We start from the raw sequence: 18554 nt of genomic DNA on the forward strand, positions 1-18554 counted from the left end.
AAAATAGTAGAGACAAGCCTTAATAATGAAAAACGAACGTGAACTAGTATTTCTTAATGCCTTAGAAGAAAATAAGGATAAACTATATCGAATTTGCTCGATTTATTCTAATGATCATGAAGATGCCAAAGATCTCTTTCAAGAGGTTTTGGTTCATGTTTGGAGGTCGATGGCCACATTTAAAGGGGATTCATCTCTTAGTACTTGGATGTTTCGAATTGCCTTAAACATTTGCCTTCGTTTCAAATCCAAATACACTAAAAACCAACATAGATTCATTAGGCTAGATAGTATGACTATAGAAAATTTTGGGTCGGAAGAAAGGAGAGGAGACGAAAATGAAAAACTAATGAGTCTAAGAGCATGTGTCAAAAAATTAAATGAAGGAGATAAGGCGATAGTTGCACTATACTTAGAAGGATTACCCTATCGAGAAATTTCTAATATTCTAGGAGTGTCTGAAAATAATGTAGCCGTAAAGGTTAAACGAATAAAATCTAAATTATTAAACTGTATAAATAAACTATTATGATAGAAGAGGAATTAATTAATATCTGGCAATCGTCCAGTAATCAGGAACGATTAAAATTTGAGAAATCTAAATTAATGATAGAATTGCAATCAAGTTTAGGACGTTTACACCGTTGGTGGAAATATATAGAGCAAGTAAATGTTATTTCTGCATTGATAACGATTCCGATATTTATAGCCATTGCTTATTGGGCTCCTTATACTTCCGTGAAAATTGCATCAGTACTCATAATCGTTTGGTCAATATATGTAGGAGTCCGAATGTCAACCATAAAAAAAATCAAACCGAGCGACCTAGAAGAAAATTATCTGCACTATCTGGAAAAAACTAGAGTTTACCTTCTTGCACAAAAGAGATTGCTTGAAACCTCATTAAATTGGGCAATTTTGACTATTTACCCAATACTTATTTTGTTTTTTGTTAGTCTTTGGGAGAAACCTTTAGCGCGTTATTTTGCAGTCATCGCATTTATGGCTTTGGTCGGAGTAGGAGTTTATGAATATTATTTAAGTAAAAGAAGAGTAAAAAACGAAATTATACCAAGAATTAATAGAATTGATGAATTGATTGAAAGTTTAGAAGAATGATATAGGTTATCTAGTTTTTTCTAAATTAAGTTTATTAGTTGCATAAGATTGATAAATATCAAACTGAACTTGTCAAAACTACTCAACTTAATAGTATTTTGAAATCGTTATAAAAAAAAGATTTCAACAAGCTCAACTTGGCAATTACAAACAAAAAAATCTCCAATACAATAAAGTATTGGAGATTTTTAAATAGTATTGAGATAAGATTACACCACCTTTTTAATCACACGTAGTTTATGCGTATGTTTCTTTTGATGTACGTTATAAATTCCAGAATGATCGAGTCTATCTACACGTACTTCGCCGTGGGCATGTATGATATAGTTGTCTTCCATGATAAGACCTACATGAACAATCGTTCCTTCATCATTGTCAAAAAAGGCAAGATCACCAGGTTCGCTCTCTTCTATAAAGCTTAACGCTTCTCCTTGTGTTGCTTGATCAGATGCATCGCGTAGAAGCCTATGCCCATTAAGGCGATAGACCATTTGTGTAAATCCAGAACAATCAATCCCAAATGGGGTACGACCTCCCCATAAATAGGGAGTATTCAGGTATTGTAACGCTGTATCTATAAGCAAGTTTTTATCTTTCTTTCCAGATAGGGATGGCCCATCATAGGTACTCTCTAGCAAGTGAATTGCGTGAAGGGAACCTCCTTGCAAGACCGTTTGTAACTGGCCATGCGCGTTTGAGACAAATTGTACAGGATCAGAAATAAGAATAGGGGTTTGCGCTTTCGCGAAAGCGTACTCCTCCTCACTAATCTCTCTATATTGTTTGTTATCTATCCAACCGACATAATTGTCATGAGCAAGGCGGATGCGACTCCAAGTTTTCCGTTTTTCAGGAACCTTAAAAATCTCACCAAAAAGTAGTTGATTAACCATCTCACTTGGATCAGAAGGTTCTGATCGCATGGGGATACTACTTAAATGACATATTCCGTATTGCATAAAAAAAGGTTAGATCGTACTACAATTAAACGTTTTCTATAACCATAGCAGAGGCACCACCACCACCATTACAAATGGCTGCAGCTCCTAACTTTCCGTTATTTTGTTTTAGTACATTGATAAGCGTGATCAAGATACGCACACCACTACATCCTAATGGATGTCCTAATGATACGGCTCCTCCGTTTACGTTTACATTTTTATCAGTCAGACCTAGGATCTTCATATTTGCAAGACCTACTACAGAGAAGGCTTCGTTAAGCTCAAAGAAATCTACATCGTCTTGTGTAACACCAGCTTTTGCAAGTGCTTTTGGTAATGCTTTTGAAGGCGCTGTAGTAAACCATTCTGGTTCGTGTGCAGCATCTGCAAATCCTTTGATCACACAAAGTGGCTCAAGGTTTAATTCTTTTGCTTTTTCTTCACTCATTAAGACAACCGCTCCAGCACCATCATTAATGGTAGATGCATTTGCAGCAGTAACGGTTCCGTCTTTTGTAAAAGCAGGACGTAGCGCAGGAATTTTTTCCATACGTACGTTTCCATATTCTTCGTCTTTTGCAACGATTACATCATCTCCACGACGTTGTGGTACCGCAACTGGTACAACTTCATTATCAAATTTTCCTGCTTCCCAAGCTGCAGCACTACGCTCATACGATTGAATCGCAAAGGCATCTTGATCTTCTCTAGAAAACTCATGACCTACAGCACACTTATCTGCACAAACTCCCATTGCATTGCCATCATAGGCATCTACAAGGCCGTCTTTTTGCATCCCGTCTATCATCGTTTGTGGTCCAAACTTATGACCGTTACGTAAGTTTACATAATGTGGGATACGACTCATATTTTCCATTCCACCAGCAATAACAATATCGTTATCTCCTAGCATAATAGATTGTGCTCCTAGCATCACTGCTTTCATTCCTGAGGCACATACTTTATTTACAGTTGTACAAGGTACCGTGTCTGGAATCCCAGCTCCGATAGCAGCTTGTCTTGCTGGTGCTTGTCCTACACCAGCTTGTATAACATTACCCATCAATACTTCATCTACAGATGAGGGGTCTAATTGTACTTTATCCATTGCCCCTTTAATAGCAACAGTTCCTAGTTTACTTGCCGATACAGATGAAAGACTTCCTAAAAAGCTTCCGATGGGTGTACGTACGGCAGCAACAATAACTACATTTTTACTCATATAAAATAGTGTTTATGATGTCAAATAATCACAACGCGAAAGTACTAAAATTTAGCATATTTGTTCATGATATTTGGCTTGTTTTAATAACATACTTTGTTAGGAAGTTCGTTAGGGTTTTGAGGCGTACCTTACAGCAGATTATAAAATAAAGAATTGCTATCCTGTAGGTTCTGGATTTTTCTGCATTTTCTATACAGCATCCTTTTATATATGTATGTTCTAGTTGCTTTGAGAATTGCTTCGGCTGTACAGAATATAAGACGTCTGAGTAGGTTTTCGCTTTAAGCGAAAATAGTATCAAAGCGCCGAGTAAAATTTCACTAATTTAGCTTTGTTAGAATACAACAATGGCTAGATTTACAAAAGCGTTTTATAAGAATCAAGATTTACTTTATAAGTTACTTCTCCTTGCAGTAAGTGCGGTCCTTATTGTTTATTTTTTGCCTAAAAGTGGGAAATTTCAATATGATTTTCAGAAAGGATTTCCGTGGGGATATGAAAACTTATATGCCGATGAGGATTTTGCCATTTTAAAAAGTGAAGAGGCTTTAGAAAAAGAACGGGCAGATATACGAGCACAAGCGTATTTATATTTTGACTTTGATCAAAATGTCGTGTCAGACGCGATAGCGAGATACAATACTTCTTTTGATGCTGTTTTTATAGATTCTTTATTTACAAACGAATCAAAATTCAGACTAAAGTCTTTTGGGCGTACTCTTCTTGAAGATGTGTATAAAAGCGGAATCATACAGGAAAAACCTGCTTTTGAAAATAACCGATTGGCATACTTAAAGAAAGGGAGCGAGGTTACACAAATCAATCTTAGTCAAATACATATTGCAAGTGACGTGCCTTCTTTATTACAACGTCAACTAGACGATAGTCGTTTTCCTGAACATAAGAATCTTTTCTTACAGTTGTATTATGATAGTATTTTACCCAATACACAATACAATCCAACCCTTACCGAGAATACGATAGAGGAGGAGTTATCTGTACTCTCTCCCACACGTGGTGTTGTGACACAAGGAAGCCGGATTATTGCTAGAGGAGAACCTGTAGAAGGGGAAGCGTTACAGAAAATGATTTCGCTTAAAGCGAAATATGAAACACAAAACTATAGCGACTCACGGTATAATTGGATTGTAGTAGGCTACATTGTTCTGGTTGTTCTGGCACTTGTCATGTTGTTGTTGTTTATACGTAATTATCGCCCTAAAGTATATGAGAATAATACGAGGATCACTTTTATCTTTTTTAATGTACTTCTAATGGTATTGCTTACTACAGCTGTAGTAAAGTATAATGCTGCCTATGTGTATGTAGTACCGTTGTGTATTCTGCCATTGATTCTTAAAGCATTTTTTGATGCTCGATTAGGATTGTTTACACACGTGATTACGATTTTATTACTTGGGTTTATTGTACCTGATAGTTTTGAATATTTCTTCTTACAAGTAATTGCGGGTATTGTGACTATTTTAAGTGTGAAAGAACTCTACAAAAGAGCCAATCTTTTTATCTCCGTAGGTCAGATCACTTTGATTTATATCATTGCTTATTTTGCTTTTAATAGCATTCACCAAGGTGGTGTTAATACGTTGGAGTGGGAAAATTTGGGGATGTTTATCCTAGCAGGTCTTGCTACTTTATTTGTACAACCTCTTATTTATATTTATGAGAAGATTTTTGGACTTGTAAGTGATGTGTCTTTGCTTGAACTTTCTGATACCAATTCTAAGTTATTAAAACAACTGGCAGATGATGCACCAGGAACTTTTCACCATAGTCTAAATGTAGCCAACTTAAGTGAGGCTGCTGCCAATGAGATAGGGGCAAATGCGATGCTTGTAAGAGTAGGAGCATTGTATCACGATATAGGGAAAATGAATAACCCAACCGACTTCACCGAAAATCAAGCTACAGGAATTAATGTACACGATGAGCTTTCTCCTAAAGAAAGTGCTCGTATAATTATTGATCATGTGATAGATGGTATTGAGATTGCACGTAAAAATAAACTTCCAGATCGTGTAATTGATTTTATACGTACTCATCACGGAACTAGCACAGTACATTACTTTTTTATGAAAGAAAAGGAAGTGCATGAAGATGCAAACGCTAGTGATTTTCAATATCCAGGACCATTGCCCTTTAGTAAAGAAACAGCTATCCTGATGATGGCAGATAGTGTAGAGGCAGCGAGTAAAAGCTTGAAGAATCCTACATCTATGCTTATCGACTCTTTTGTAGAAAAGATCATAAAAAAGCAAATGGATGATGGGCAGTACCTCAATGCAGATATCACTTTTAAAGAAATCCAACAGGTGAAAAAAGTCTTAAAGAGAAAACTTAATAATATCTACCACCTACGTATAGAATATCCAGAGTAAGAGGTGCGTTGATGTGATAATATCTACAATCTATTAAAGGCACACACTCTATACTACGCATTTTGGAAATACCATGTGGTGTTTAAGAATATATCTTATAATTTTTTAAGGTTAACTATTGATAAATAAATAGTTATACATGTTTTTATAGCAAAGCATTGTATTAATCAATAATCATTATTATTACCACCCCTTCATTCATAAATGACGACATATAACACCCTCAAGTATCCAAAAAATATATAGACCTTTATAATAATAAGTATATGACTATCAGGTATTAAGTGACGTTTTTGAGAATGAATTAATCTTTCCATTGTACTTTATAATACCTCCATTTAGATTAAAAATGACGATAGTAGCATTTTATGAGATATGAAGAGGGCTGTTAATATTTTAATAATTGAGGATCATCAACTTATTATTGATGTATATAAAAATGCCATAACGCAAGTGATGAAAGAATTGGGAAACACCAATTTTTCTATTGAGATATCAAAAACGTGTATTTCTGCATATCAAAAGATTAAAAATGCATTTGCAAAGAAAGAAATTGATATTGTTTTTTTAGATATTCAAGTACCTAAAGATATTGAGAATAATATCATGTCTGGAGAAGACTTAGGGATAAAAATAAGGAAGTCATTACCAGATGCTAAGATTATTGTAATTACATCACTATTGAGCAATTTACGGTTGAGTAATATCTTAAAAAGCATAAATCCAGATGGTTTTTTAGTTAAGAATGATATCACTTTTGATGATTTAGTTAATGCCTTAAAATTGGTGCTAGATCAACAGACATTTTACAGTCAAAAAATCATTAATCTTTTACGGAAAAAGATGCACAGCGATCTTACTTTAGATCAATATGATATTAGATTACTTCATGAGTTGTCTAACGGAGCGCGCATGAAAGATCTATTAATGATCTTACCATTTTCTAAGGCAGGTATTGAAAAACGCAAACGTTTACTAAAAGTTAATTTTGATGTAGATCATGAGGGAGATCGCGAGTTAATTCTAAAAGCAAAAGAGAATGGATTTATTTAATTGATATGATGGTTTCTCATCTTAATTATAGTATCTCATTTGCTTGAAAATAATTGCAATTTACATTACTTAAAAAATGATATTACATGCTAATTAAATTGTAACTATATGCAAAACAACTACTTATGGTAAGTGTTTTGCTTTGTAAATACTCTAGTATTTGGATACATTTAACTTGAATTATCTGATCAGGTTGCATAAGGGCGGAAACCGAAAAGCCTTACTAGAGTAGGTATATTATACACTTTTATATTATGAAGAATAGAGTTTTAAGCCTTGTTTTTGGCGCAGCATTATTTTTAGGAAGTTTTACACTTATGTCTCTTCAACAACATGTTGAAGTAGATGCAGAGGAGGCTGTACCAGTTGAATGGTCATGTTATGCATTTACTCATTGCCCAGATGGTACCAAACTTGAGTGCACGGGTAAACAGTCCTGTACATCAACCCCTAACTCAGTAACTTGTGATGGTGTAGCGCAGGTGTGTAAAGCTGATGCAGTTCCAGTTGATCCTTGTTAATCATTTTATAAGTTAAGATTTACAAGAATCATTTAATTTTTAAAAAATAGATTAACCCAAATGAATTTTAATACAAATTAGTTCACTTGTGGAATTCATTTGGTTTGATCTATTATCATAACAAATCATAGTACTACAAATCTCATTGACTTGACTGCAAACGTAGTGCATGCTTTGTATAAACTACTTCTAGAATTGTTTAATCTAAACATCTCAACTTCTCATGAAATTAAAATTAGTGTTATTATCCGGGTTTTTATTTTTGTATTATTCTTGTTCTACTTCTAATACTAAAGCAGAATTTGATACTATTACGCTAGCCATAGAAACAGAACTTAGTAGGCTTTCTGATGACTCCTTTATTTCTGATATTCGCTCTATTGACTTTAAGCATAATCAATTTTATCTAACAGACTATTCAAGAAACGAAATACTAATTCTTGATGAAGACTTAACACTTAAAAACACGGCAGGTACAGGTGGAGAAGGACCTGGAGAATTCAATGGTGCGAGTAGTATCAAAGTTTCGGATGACTTTGTGTACGTTATTAATGATGGTAAACAGACGGTAGAAGTATTTAAAGAGAATGAGCATGTCGAAACGATAAATCCACAAATAATTCTTAGTTCAGGAACTCCGTTACGGTTTGGAACATTAGATAACACTTTTTATTTTTCAAATCCAGAGTCATTAAATAGTGTAAGTCATTATAAGTCTGACGATGAAATCCTTTCTTTTGGAGAGATTTACGATTTTCCAAACTTAAGCCAGACTTTGATCAAAAATTACAACCATGTGCTTATGCATTCTAATGGCATTATTACCGTGTCTGACAATTTGCCTACAATCGTATTTTATGATCTCAATAAAAACGTACTATCTAAGATGGATTACGGTAATCTACCGCTAGTTCAAGAACATCTGGATGTATTAAAAAGGAATCCTACAGAGGATAATAGTTATTATATACTTGCTACAGATGCTTATTTATTTTTAGACACATTATATGTTTTGTTGACATTACAAAATGAACAAGGTCCAAGTTCTAATAAAGTGTTAGAAATAAAAATCAATAAGGATGGGACACTAAGAATACTTAACATGTTGGGCTTAGGTGATGGTTGGTATACAACACTATGTGTAAATGATTCTAGTTTATTATCCTTTGATCGTACTCGTGGAAATGTTGTAAAATTTCAACTCTAACAACTTTTATTGATTCATTTTTTTGATTACTTATTTTTCTTTTAGTTCATACTAGATCATTTACGTGTTTAATATACTGAAGTTGAGGTATGCTTTCGCGAAAGCGCACCCTCTTTGAATACCAGTAAAAGCATATTAAGATGTTATTTTTTAATTAAGAAAATCTTTTTGGATAACAAATGAGTTCTGTCTATAAAATATCATCATTTAAAATAATTATTATTACTGGGATATGTACAGCGCTAGGTTTTTTTGTGATCTCAAAATTGTCTGTAAAATTGAATCCTAGTAATACCTTACCTTCAATAACAGTAAGTTATAGTTGGCCTAATGCTTCTCCATATACTTTAGAACGAGATATTACTTCTGTTTTAGAAGGAGGATTTGCTACATTAAGAGGGCTTGAAAAACAATCCTCTCGTTCTTCTAAGAATAACGGTTATATCACTCTCAATTTTGATAAGCATACAGATCTTGATATTGCACGTTTTGAAACAGCTACTATTATTCGGCAATTGTATAAGCAGTTGCCCGATCGAGTGAGTTACCCTAGGATACGTATAAATAGACCAGATGATAATGAAGCTCGCGCATTTATGTCCTATAGCATTCATGCTCCATTAGCTCCATTTGAGATTCAAGACCTTGTCAAAACGCAAATAGAACCTATTATAGGAGGAATCTCTACTATAGATCAGGTACGAGTTTATGGGGCTCAACCTAAAGAGTTTTTAATTACCTATAAACAAAATGAGTTGCAAACATTGGGAGTAACCAAACAAGATTTGATCACTGCTTTGCAACAAACTTATGAGCGTACTTCGTTAGGTGAGTTACACTATCAAGATCAATTTATTACCATAGCTATATATCCAGATGAATCTTCTTTAAACTGGCATATTCCAGTTAAAAAGGTAGGGGGACGTATCATACATTTAGATGCAATAACGTCTATAAAAGAGCAAGAACAAGAAGCTACAAACTATTATCGTATTAATGGAAAAAATGCCATCACGATGGCGCTGTATGCTGTTAAAAAAGCAAATACAATAGCACTTAAGAATGAAGTTCAAAAGAGTATTGATCAAATTAAAAAAACGATGCCTAAGGGGGTTGATATTGTTAAAACACAGGACACGACAGTATACCTCCAAAATGAATTACGTAAGATATATGAGCGGAGTTTTTATACAATCCTTATACTATTGTTATTTATCCTTATCATAAGTGGAGATTTTAAATACCTGTTAATAAGCGTTTTAGGGCTAGTTGCTACCATTGGTATTGCTTTTTTGTGTTATTACTTTTTTGCCGTTGAAATCCAATTGTATTCGCTAGCAGGTATGACAATATCTCTTGGTCTTATCATAGATAATACAATTGTCATGATAGATCATCTTAAACATCAAAAGAATAAAAAAGTGTTTATTCCTATACTAGCATCTACACTTACAACTATAGGAGCACTTAGTATTATTAACTTCTTGGATGAAACATATAAAGTAAATCTGATTGATTTTGCCAAAGTAATCATTATCAATCTCGGGATTTCTCTTTGTATTGCTTTATATCTTATTCCAGCTCTTCTGGAAAAAATAGAATTAAAAGAGCGTACTATTTCGCTTAAAGCGAAAAAAAGAAAAGAGTGGTTTTATTATAATTATGAGCGTTTGTTGAAGTATTGTCTCCGTTTTAAGAAATGGGCTATTGTGCTTATCGTATTTGTTTTTGGGATTCCAATGTTTTTACTTCCTCAAACCTTAGAAAAGAATGATACTTGGTATGAAAAGACCTATAATGCTACAATAGGGAACCCATGGTATAGAAAAGAAGTTCGCCCATACCTAGACACATATTTAGGAGGTAGTTTTAGATTATTCTCTCATTATGTTTTTGAAAATGCTAACTATAGACGCAATGATGAAACAAGACTATTTATTACTGCTGCTATGGAAAAGGGAGTTACAGTACACCAAATGAATGATGTTTTTATCGGGCTTGAGAATTATTTAAACACGTTTTCTGAAATAAAACAATATACTACCCAAGTTACAAGTGAAGATTTTGCACGTGTTGAAATTACATTTAAAGATAGTTATGCTACTTCTAGTTTTCCTTTTGTTTTAAAATCGAGGTTAATTAGAAAGGCATTAGATTTTGGAGGGATAGATTGGAATATTTATGGAGTTGGTAAAGGGTTTGATAATGGAGGAGGTTTGAATGACCCGGTGAACTTTAGTGTTTTAGCTAAAGGGTATAATTATGATCAATTAAATAGTTGGGCAGATAGTTTAAAAACTTCATTAGAAAAGCATCTGCGAGTACAAAAAGTACAAATCACTGATAATAACTCATGGGGACGAACACCAAATTATGAATATCGTTTTACTTTAAATAAAGAACAACTCGCTTTAAAGAACTTGTCTCCACAACTTTTGGTCAATGAATTAAGAAATGTAACCCTACAAAAACAACAATCCATTAATCTTACAATTAATGGGTTGTCTTCTCCTGTGCGATTTGAAGCAGAAGAAGCAAAACTATTTGATATTTGGCATATTAAAAATAGTCCGTTGGATAGTTTATCATCTCCTAGTTCATTAAAAGAAATGGCTTTCATAAAAAAAGAAAGAGAAGAAGAGAGTATAGACAAAGAGAATCAAGAGTATTTGCGTATAGTAAAGTTTCAATATACAGGTTCGCCAAAGCTTGGAAACAAATTTCTGACTAAAACTTTGCATCAAGTAAACAGGCAATTACCTTTAGGGTTTTCTTTTGAACGTGATATTTCAAGTAGGCTTCTATTACAGGACAAAGAAGACAACCAATATGTCTGGCTATTAATATTGGTGTTGGGGATTATCTATACAATTTGCGCCATTTTATTTGAAAGCTTTAAACAACCCTTTATTATACTTAGTGTTATTCCTATATCCTTTATAGGTGTTTTTCTTACATTTTATTTGTTTGGTTTTAACTTTGATCAGGGAGGTTTAGCCAGCCTTGTATTACTAAGCGGTATTACTGTGAATGCTTCCATTTTTATTGTAAATGATTTTAATAGATTAATGAAAAGTGAGAATACTACACAATCATTACAAAACTATATTCAAGCATTCAAACAAAAAATATTTCCTATTCTCTTAACTATTCTTTCAACGATCCTTGGTTTTATTCCTTTTATAAAGGATGGACAACATGAGGTGTTTTGGTTTGCTTTAGGGGTAGGCACCATTGGAGGGCTCTTTTTTTCTTTAATAGGAATCTTATTGTATCTCCCTATGTTTAGTGTAAAGAGTTGTAATGTTAATTATGAAATTAGTTAAGCCATGAAAAGAATCATAACCTATATTTTTATTACTCTTTTATGTTGCAATTGCAAGAAGGAGAGCCCTACCATTGAAGAAATTAATCCGATTTCTAATAGTGCGTCTACTATTCAAGTATCTACTCGAGTTATCCAAGATCAAAATTTTAACCAGCAGATCATTGCTAATGGCAAAACAGAAGCCTTAAAAAAAGGAGAACTTCGATTTAAAACAGGAAATCGCATTGCTCATATTAATGTAAGAAATGGTCAAAGAGTTCAAAAAGGAGAAATTTTAGCCTACCTAGATAATGAGTTACTCAAAAATGCGGTAGATAAAGCTCAGATAGCTCTAGATAAAGCTGGAAGTCAACTAGAAGAAGAAAAAATTAATTTTGGTGTTAGTAATAAAGAAGAAGCAGACATCAATGCTAAAATTCTTACAAACATAAAATTTAAAAGTGGCATTCAGGAAGCGTCCAATACCCTCGAAAATTCCCAATTAGTATACAATCAAACTATTTTAAGAGCTCCCTTCTCTGGAGTGGTGGCTAATCTTGAATCAAAAACTGGAAATTATATTACCTCTAGTGACGTTTTTTGCACTTTAATTTCTGATACAAATATGGAAGTAGTCTTTAGTGTTTTGGAAGGAGAATTTAATGCAATATCATTAGATCAAGAAGTTAGTATCCACCCTTTTGTCAATACAAGTATATCTTATACTGGAAAAATAAGTGAAATTAATCCATTTATAGATAAAAATGGGTTGATCGCCATTAAGGCTTTAATTACATCAAAAGACTCTAGATTACTTGATGGCATGAATGTTAAAGTATTAATTAATTCTCCTATTCAAGATGTCGTTGTTATACCAAAACAAGCCTTAGTACTACGCTCTAATAGAGAGTTGGTGTTTACTGTAGATAAAGGATTAGCAAAATGGAATTATGTAACTATTACTGGAGAAAATAGTACGCATTATGCGTTAAAAGATGGAGTCCAAATAGGAGATACAATTATAGTTGCTGGTAATCTTAACCTTTCTCATGGTGCTAGTGTGAGTAGTAGATTAATAATAGAAAATAGGTAAGGAGATGATACGGTTTCTTTTACAACGACCTGTAGCTGTTTTTATGGCATCACTTGCTTTTTTGTTGCTAGGCACGGTTGCTATTTTTAAAATTCCTACTGCATTAATGCCAGATATTCCAATTCCGAAAATTACAATTCAGGTGAGTTATCCTAATAATACTGCAAGGGAATTAGAAACTAATGTTATAAGACCTTTACGAAATCAATTACTTCAAATATCTAGACTTAAGGACATTTCTAGTGAGGCTCGGGATGGCTCAGGAACCATTACTCTTGTTTTTGATTATGGTGTTAATACCGATTTTGCTTTTATAGAAACGAATGAAAAGGTTGATGCTACTCTTAACTTTCTTCCTAGAAATTTGGAAAGGCCTAAAGTGATTAAAGCAGCTACTTCTGATATACCAATAATAAATCTAACTGTTGGATTAAAGGAACCATATACTGATGAGCGTTTTTTACAGTTAAGTGAGTTTACAGAAACTGTTTTAAAAAAAAGGATAGAACAATTGCCAGATATTGCTCTTGCAGATATGAGTGGTCAAATAGAAGGAGAGTTAATAATTACTCCAAATAGAGACGCAATCATATCTTTAAATATAACAAACGAGTTAATTACAAATACGATACGACAAAATAATTTTGAACTGGGAAACCTCATAATTCAGAATGGAATTTATCAATATAATTTTAAATTTTCAAATCCGCTACGCACACAAAAAGATATAGAGGATATATATATTACTGTATCTGGACGTTTGTTTCAGCTTAAAGATATAGCAAAGGTTAAATTACAACCTAGGAAACAACGGGGGAGTGTATTTTTAAATGGAGAGCGTGTTCTTGTATTATCTATTATAAAACAGGCAGATGCAAAGGTGTATAAGCTACAAGAAGATTTGGAGGCTCTCACCAAATCATTGACTACAGATTATCCAGATTTAGTATTTCACACAAACCAGGATCAAACCAAACTACTTAAGGTATCCATAGATAATTTAAAATCTAGTTTATGGATAGGAAGTAGTCTGGCTATTTTAATGATGTTCTTTTTTTTAAGAGATTTTAAGTCTCCTATTATTATTGGATTGAGTATACCACTATCACTCATTATAAGTGTGTTATTAATGTATGTTTTTGGACTTTCAATTAATATAATATCGCTATCAGGTCTTATCCTTGGTGTGGGAATGATGATTGATAATGCTATTATAGTCATTGATAATATTACTCAAAAAATCAAAGCAGGATTTTCTTTATTTGATGCTTGTACTCATGGCACAAATGAAATAATTACACCTCTTATTAGCTCTGTATTAACAACCTGTTCTGTTTTTATTCCGTTGCTTTTTTTAAGTGGTATTACAGGTGCCTTGTTTTATGATCAAGCATTAGCTGTTAGTATAGGACTGGTTTCTTCTTTATTAGTTTCGATTCTTATTATTCCTGTTATATACTTAAGATTACATACCAAAAAATATAAGATTGAAAACTGGTTTCGAGGTAGTTTAAAAACACAGCAACTAGAGATATTATATGAAAGAGGGTATTATTTCTTTTTCAAACAAAAGTGGATTGTGTATACTATTGCAGGTTTAGGAACGGGGTTGGCTATTCTTTTTTTGAACATACTTCCATATTCTCAACTCCCAGATTTGGATCAAAGGGAAACTATATTGACTATCGATTGGAATGATAATATAACATTAAAAGAAAACAAGCGAAGAATCCAAGACATTGTCATTTCGACTCAAGGTATTATAAATCATTACAGTTTAATAGGCGAGCAGCAATTTTTGTTACAACGAGAACAAATAAAAGGTTTTTCTGAAGCCGATGTGTATATCGAAGCTGCAACTTCGTCTGATTTGATACATATTCAGCATACAATTACAAATAGTATTAAGTCTAAGTACGCTTTCGCGAAAGCGTATTTCTCTCCCCCAAAAACTATTTTTGAGTATACTTTTGGATCTGATCAAACAGCACTTAAGGCGCATGTCTATGCAAAGAATGGCTTAGAAGTCCCACTTGTAGAAGAACTACCAGAAATAGATCAATTATTTGATACAAAAACAAGTAGTAAAGTCTCATTAAAGGAAACTATAATTATCCAAGTATTATTTGAGAATATTGCACTTTACAATATTAATTATCAGAGTCTTATTAATGAATTAAAAACTGCACTTGGTGAATATGTTATAGATGATTTAAAAACTGCTCAAAAATTTATCCCTATAAAACTAAGTTATAATCCTGTTGATCTAGAGAAAATACTGGCATCATTATTTGTAGAAAATGTAGATAAAGAATTGATCCCCGTAAAAAATGTGATTAAAATTCAAAATATAGCTCAGTACAAAAGTATCCAGGCAGATAGAAGTGGAGAATTCCTACCCTATACACTAGATACTCAAAATGCAATAGACGATGAAGTTGATTTACTGTATAATCAGTTTAGAACAAGCCCGTACAACATTAGATTTTCAGGGAATTGGTTTGACATAAAAACGTTAAGTAAAGAGCTTTATATAGTTATTTTTATTGCTGTATTATTACTTTATTTTATTATGGCGGCTCAATTTGAATCGCTATGGCAACCTTTTATTATTCTTTTAGAGATTCCTATAGATATAGGTGGTGCATTATGTATGTTATGGCTTTTTGGAGGGACTATTAATATTATGGCCGCTATAGGTATTGTGGTGATGAGCGGTATCATTATTAATGATAGTATATTAAAATTACATACTATTAATCTTTTACGAAAAGAAGGGTATACTGTAGATGAAGCTATAAAACGCGGAGGAACAATGAGGTTTAAGCCTATTTTGATGACGTCATTAACCACCATATTGGCATTATTCCCTTTTTTATTCTTACAAAGTTTAGGAAGTATATTGCAACGCCCGCTAGCACTTACAGTGATAGGAGGGATGCTAATAGGTACATTTATAAGTCTCTATTTTATTCCGTTGTTATATTCGTTTTTAACTAGAATATTTGATCGCTAGAAAACATCAAGAATCTATTTTCGCTTTAAGCAAAAAATATAAAAAACATTTAATATGAGATTATCTAAAAGCGGGATACGTTTCTGGATCTACCTCGTGCATCATCTCATATACCTTTTCAAAAATATCTTCGGCAGATGGCTTGGAGAAGTAATCTCCATCGGTACCATATGCTGGTCTATGCGCTTTTGCAGTAAGTGTTTGTGGCTTACTGTCTAAGTATTGATATGCATTTTGATCATCTAATACCTGTTGTAATAAATAGGCACTTGCTCCACCAGGCATATCTTCGTCAATGACTAAGATTTTGTTGGTTTTCTGAACACTCTTTACTACGTCGTGATTCAAGTCAAAAGGAAGTAACGATTGTGCGTCAATTACCTCTGCATTAATTCCTACTGTTAGGAGTTGTTTTGCAACGTCCTGTACAATACGTAAAGTACTTCCATAAGAAAGTAATGTAATATCAGAACCTTCTTTTACAGTTTCGACAACACCTATCGGTGTTTTGATATTGCTTAAGTTGGTTGGCATTTCTTCTTTAAGGCGATATCCATTAAGACATTCTATAATGAGTCCTGGTTCGTCACTTTCTAGGAGTGTGTTATAAAAACCAGCAGCTTTAGTCATATTACGAGGAGTAAGGATGTACATACCTCTTAATAAATGAATAGCGGCAGCCATTTGTGATCCACTATGCCAGATCCCTTCAAGTCTATGCCCTCTAGTACGTACAATAAGTGGTGCTTTTTGTTTTCCGTGTGAGCGGTAACGTAGTGTTGCTAAGTCATCACTTAAGATCTGGATAGCATATAATAAATAATCTAGGTATTGTATTTCTGCAATAGGGCGTAGGCCTCTCATAGCCATCCCGATACCTTGACCTATAATGGTAGCTTCACGTATTCCTGTATCTGCAACGCGTAATTCTCCGTATTTTTCTTGTAATCCTTCAAGTCCTTGATTTACATCCCCAATAGCTCCCGCATCTTCTCCAAAAACAAGTGCATTAGGGTGACTATTAAATATAGCATCAAAGTTTTCTCGTAAGATCACACGACCGTCTACAAGATTACTTTCTGCCTCAAATTCAGGAAGTACTTCGACAATGTTTGTTGCATTAGAGTCTGTCTCACTATATAAATGAGCACTGTAATCTGGTTGTGTTTTTTCTATATATGAGGTAATCCAATCTTGAAGTGTTTCTTTGGCAGAAGACGATTCTCCTATGGTATATTGTAATGCTTTACGTGCAGTACTTAATATATCACTTTTAAGAGGCTCTTTAATCTCCGATAACTTCGTGTGAAGTGGTTGTATAAAACTTCCATTAGAAGACTCACTAATAACGTCTGCTAGAATGGCGAGTACTTTTTGTTGCTCGGTTTGTGTTGGGTATGAAAAAGCACTCCAAGCAGCTTTTTTACCGTCTCTTACTTCTTTCTTAATTTCCTTATCAAGAAGGTCAAGTTCTTCTTCGGTTGCTAGTCCTTGTGCAATGATCCATTCTTTAAACTTCACATTACAATCATTTGCTCTTTCCCAAGCAAGTCTTTCTTCATCTTTATAACGCTCGTGAGAACCAGAGGTAGAGTGTCCTTGTGGTTGAGTAAGTTGTAATACGTGTACAAGTACAGGTACGTGCTCTTCACGTGCAATTTTTCCAGCACGTTCATAAGCTTCTATAAGTGCAGGATAGTCCCAGCCGTTTACTCGGATAATCTCGTATCCATTTTGTTCTTCTGTACGTTGAAATCCACTTAAGATTTCTGATATATTTTCTTTTGTTGTTTGGTGTCTTGCGTGTACTGAGATTCCGTACTCATCATCCCAAACATTAATGACCATGGGTACTTGTAAAACTCCTGCAGCATTTATAGTTTCAAAAAATAAACCTTCACTTGTACTTGCATTTCCTATCGTTCCCCAAGCAACTTCATTTCCATTATCAGAAAAGTTTTCTTTTTCTGTTCCAGCAACATTACGATACACTTTTGAAGCTTGTGCTAGTCCTAATAATCGTGGCATTTGCCCAGCAGTAGGAGAAATGTCTGCACTAGAATTTTTTTGCGTAAGTAAGTTTTTCCAATCTCCGTTTTCATCCAGACTATGAGTTGCAAAGTGACCTCCCATTTGCTTTCCAGCACTCATAGGATCAAAATCAATATCTGTATGAGCATATAATCCAGCAAAAAACTGCTCTATAGATAGATGGTCTATGGCCATCATAAAGGTTTGATCTCTATAGTATCCAGATCTAAAATCACCGTTTTTAAAAGCACGTGCCCATGCTAATTGTGGTAACTCTTTACCGTCTCCAAAGATGCCAAATTTTGCTTTCCCAGTAAGTACTTCACGTCTTCCTAACAAACTACATTCACGACTCGTAACTGCTATTTTATAATCAGAAATAACTGATTCTTTAAAATCTTCAAAAGATAACTTCGTATTTTGAGTCTTAGTTGTTGCCATAGAGAGTTGTTGTGAAAGGAGTGCAAAATTAAGAAAAATAGACCTCAAAAGCAAACCGATTTTGCGTTAACAAATTGAATATAGTTCGGTATTGTCGCATTTTATTTGCGAATATTTCAATAAAATGCAAATATTTGACTTTTTGTTAAGAAATCAATAAGGTTGAATAGGTTAAATACGCTTTCGCGAAAGCGTACACAAAAA

Annotated in this window: 12 protein-coding genes; 9 read left to right on the forward strand and 3 right to left on the reverse strand. The window is 33.7% G+C overall.

From position 1 onward, the window contains the following. The first annotated feature begins 25 nt into the window (after positions 1-25). Together ABJD27_RS17040 and ABJD27_RS17045 are read left to right on the forward strand one after the other, a co-directional pair. Complete coding sequence (locus ABJD27_RS17040; RefSeq protein ID WP_348161937.1) at positions 26-532, forward strand: sigma-70 family RNA polymerase sigma factor; 507 nt, start codon at positions 26-28, stop codon at positions 530-532. Next, positions 529-1119, forward strand: a complete 591-nt coding sequence (locus tag ABJD27_RS17045) for a hypothetical protein (RefSeq protein WP_348161935.1) — start codon at positions 529-531, stop codon at positions 1117-1119. The genes ABJD27_RS17040 and ABJD27_RS17045 overlap by 4 nt, the downstream gene beginning before the upstream one ends. 209 nt (positions 1120-1328) lie before the next feature. Here ABJD27_RS17045 and ABJD27_RS17050 read toward each other — a convergent pair whose 3' ends face one another. Together ABJD27_RS17050 and ABJD27_RS17055 are read right to left on the reverse strand one after the other, a co-directional pair. Next, the gene (locus ABJD27_RS17050) at positions 1329-2078 is read right to left on the reverse strand and encodes a C40 family peptidase (protein WP_348161933.1); all 750 of its coding nucleotides are present in this window, start codon (positions 2076-2078) and stop codon (positions 1329-1331) included. A gap of 25 nt (positions 2079-2103) precedes the next feature. Continuing rightward, positions 2104-3282 (reverse strand): acetyl-CoA C-acyltransferase, encoded by a 1179-nt coding sequence (locus ABJD27_RS17055; RefSeq protein WP_348161931.1) that lies wholly within the window; start codon positions 3280-3282, stop codon positions 2104-2106. 350 nt (positions 3283-3632) lie between these two features. Here ABJD27_RS17055 and ABJD27_RS17060 point away from each other — a divergent pair, with 350 nt between their 5' ends. The 7 genes from ABJD27_RS17060 (at position 3633) to ABJD27_RS17090 (ending at position 15878) form a co-directional block, all read left to right on the forward strand. Further along, on the forward strand, positions 3633-5681 hold the full coding sequence (locus ABJD27_RS17060; protein ID WP_348161929.1) for an HDIG domain-containing metalloprotein: 2049 nt from the start codon (positions 3633-3635) through the stop codon (positions 5679-5681). A 375-nt stretch (positions 5682-6056) separates the two neighbouring features. After that, positions 6057-6734, forward strand: a complete 678-nt coding sequence (locus tag ABJD27_RS17065) for a DNA-binding response regulator (protein WP_348161927.1) — start codon at positions 6057-6059, stop codon at positions 6732-6734. 254 nt (positions 6735-6988) lie between these two features. Continuing rightward, positions 6989-7255 (forward strand): hypothetical protein, encoded by a 267-nt coding sequence (locus ABJD27_RS17070; RefSeq protein WP_348161925.1) that lies wholly within the window; start codon positions 6989-6991, stop codon positions 7253-7255. A gap of 223 nt (positions 7256-7478) precedes the next feature. Then, on the forward strand, positions 7479-8462 hold the full coding sequence (locus tag ABJD27_RS17075; RefSeq protein WP_348161923.1) for a hypothetical protein: 984 nt from the start codon (positions 7479-7481) through the stop codon (positions 8460-8462). A 179-nt stretch (positions 8463-8641) separates the two neighbouring features. Then, a complete protein-coding gene (locus tag ABJD27_RS17080) occupies positions 8642-11788 on the forward strand; it encodes an efflux RND transporter permease subunit (protein ID WP_348161921.1) in 3147 nt (1048 codons plus the stop codon). Positions 11789-11791: 3 nt separating this feature from the next. Then, on the forward strand, positions 11792-12862 hold the full coding sequence (locus ABJD27_RS17085; protein WP_348161919.1) for an efflux RND transporter periplasmic adaptor subunit: 1071 nt from the start codon (positions 11792-11794) through the stop codon (positions 12860-12862). A 4-nt stretch (positions 12863-12866) separates the two neighbouring features. Then, positions 12867-15878 (forward strand): efflux RND transporter permease subunit, encoded by a 3012-nt coding sequence (locus ABJD27_RS17090; protein ID WP_348161917.1) that lies wholly within the window; start codon positions 12867-12869, stop codon positions 15876-15878. Positions 15879-15938: 60 nt separating this feature from the next. Here the strand turns inward: ABJD27_RS17090 and ABJD27_RS17095 are convergent, their stop codons facing one another. Then, positions 15939-18350 carry a thiamine pyrophosphate-dependent enzyme gene (locus ABJD27_RS17095; RefSeq protein WP_348161915.1) on the reverse strand — a complete coding sequence of 804 codons (2412 nt, stop codon included), beginning with the start codon at positions 18348-18350 and terminating at the stop codon, positions 15939-15941. Positions 18351-18554 lie beyond the last annotated feature (204 nt).

This window comes from Dokdonia sp. (assembly GCF_039945015.1).
GTDB lineage: Bacteria > Bacteroidota > Bacteroidia > Flavobacteriales > Flavobacteriaceae > Dokdonia.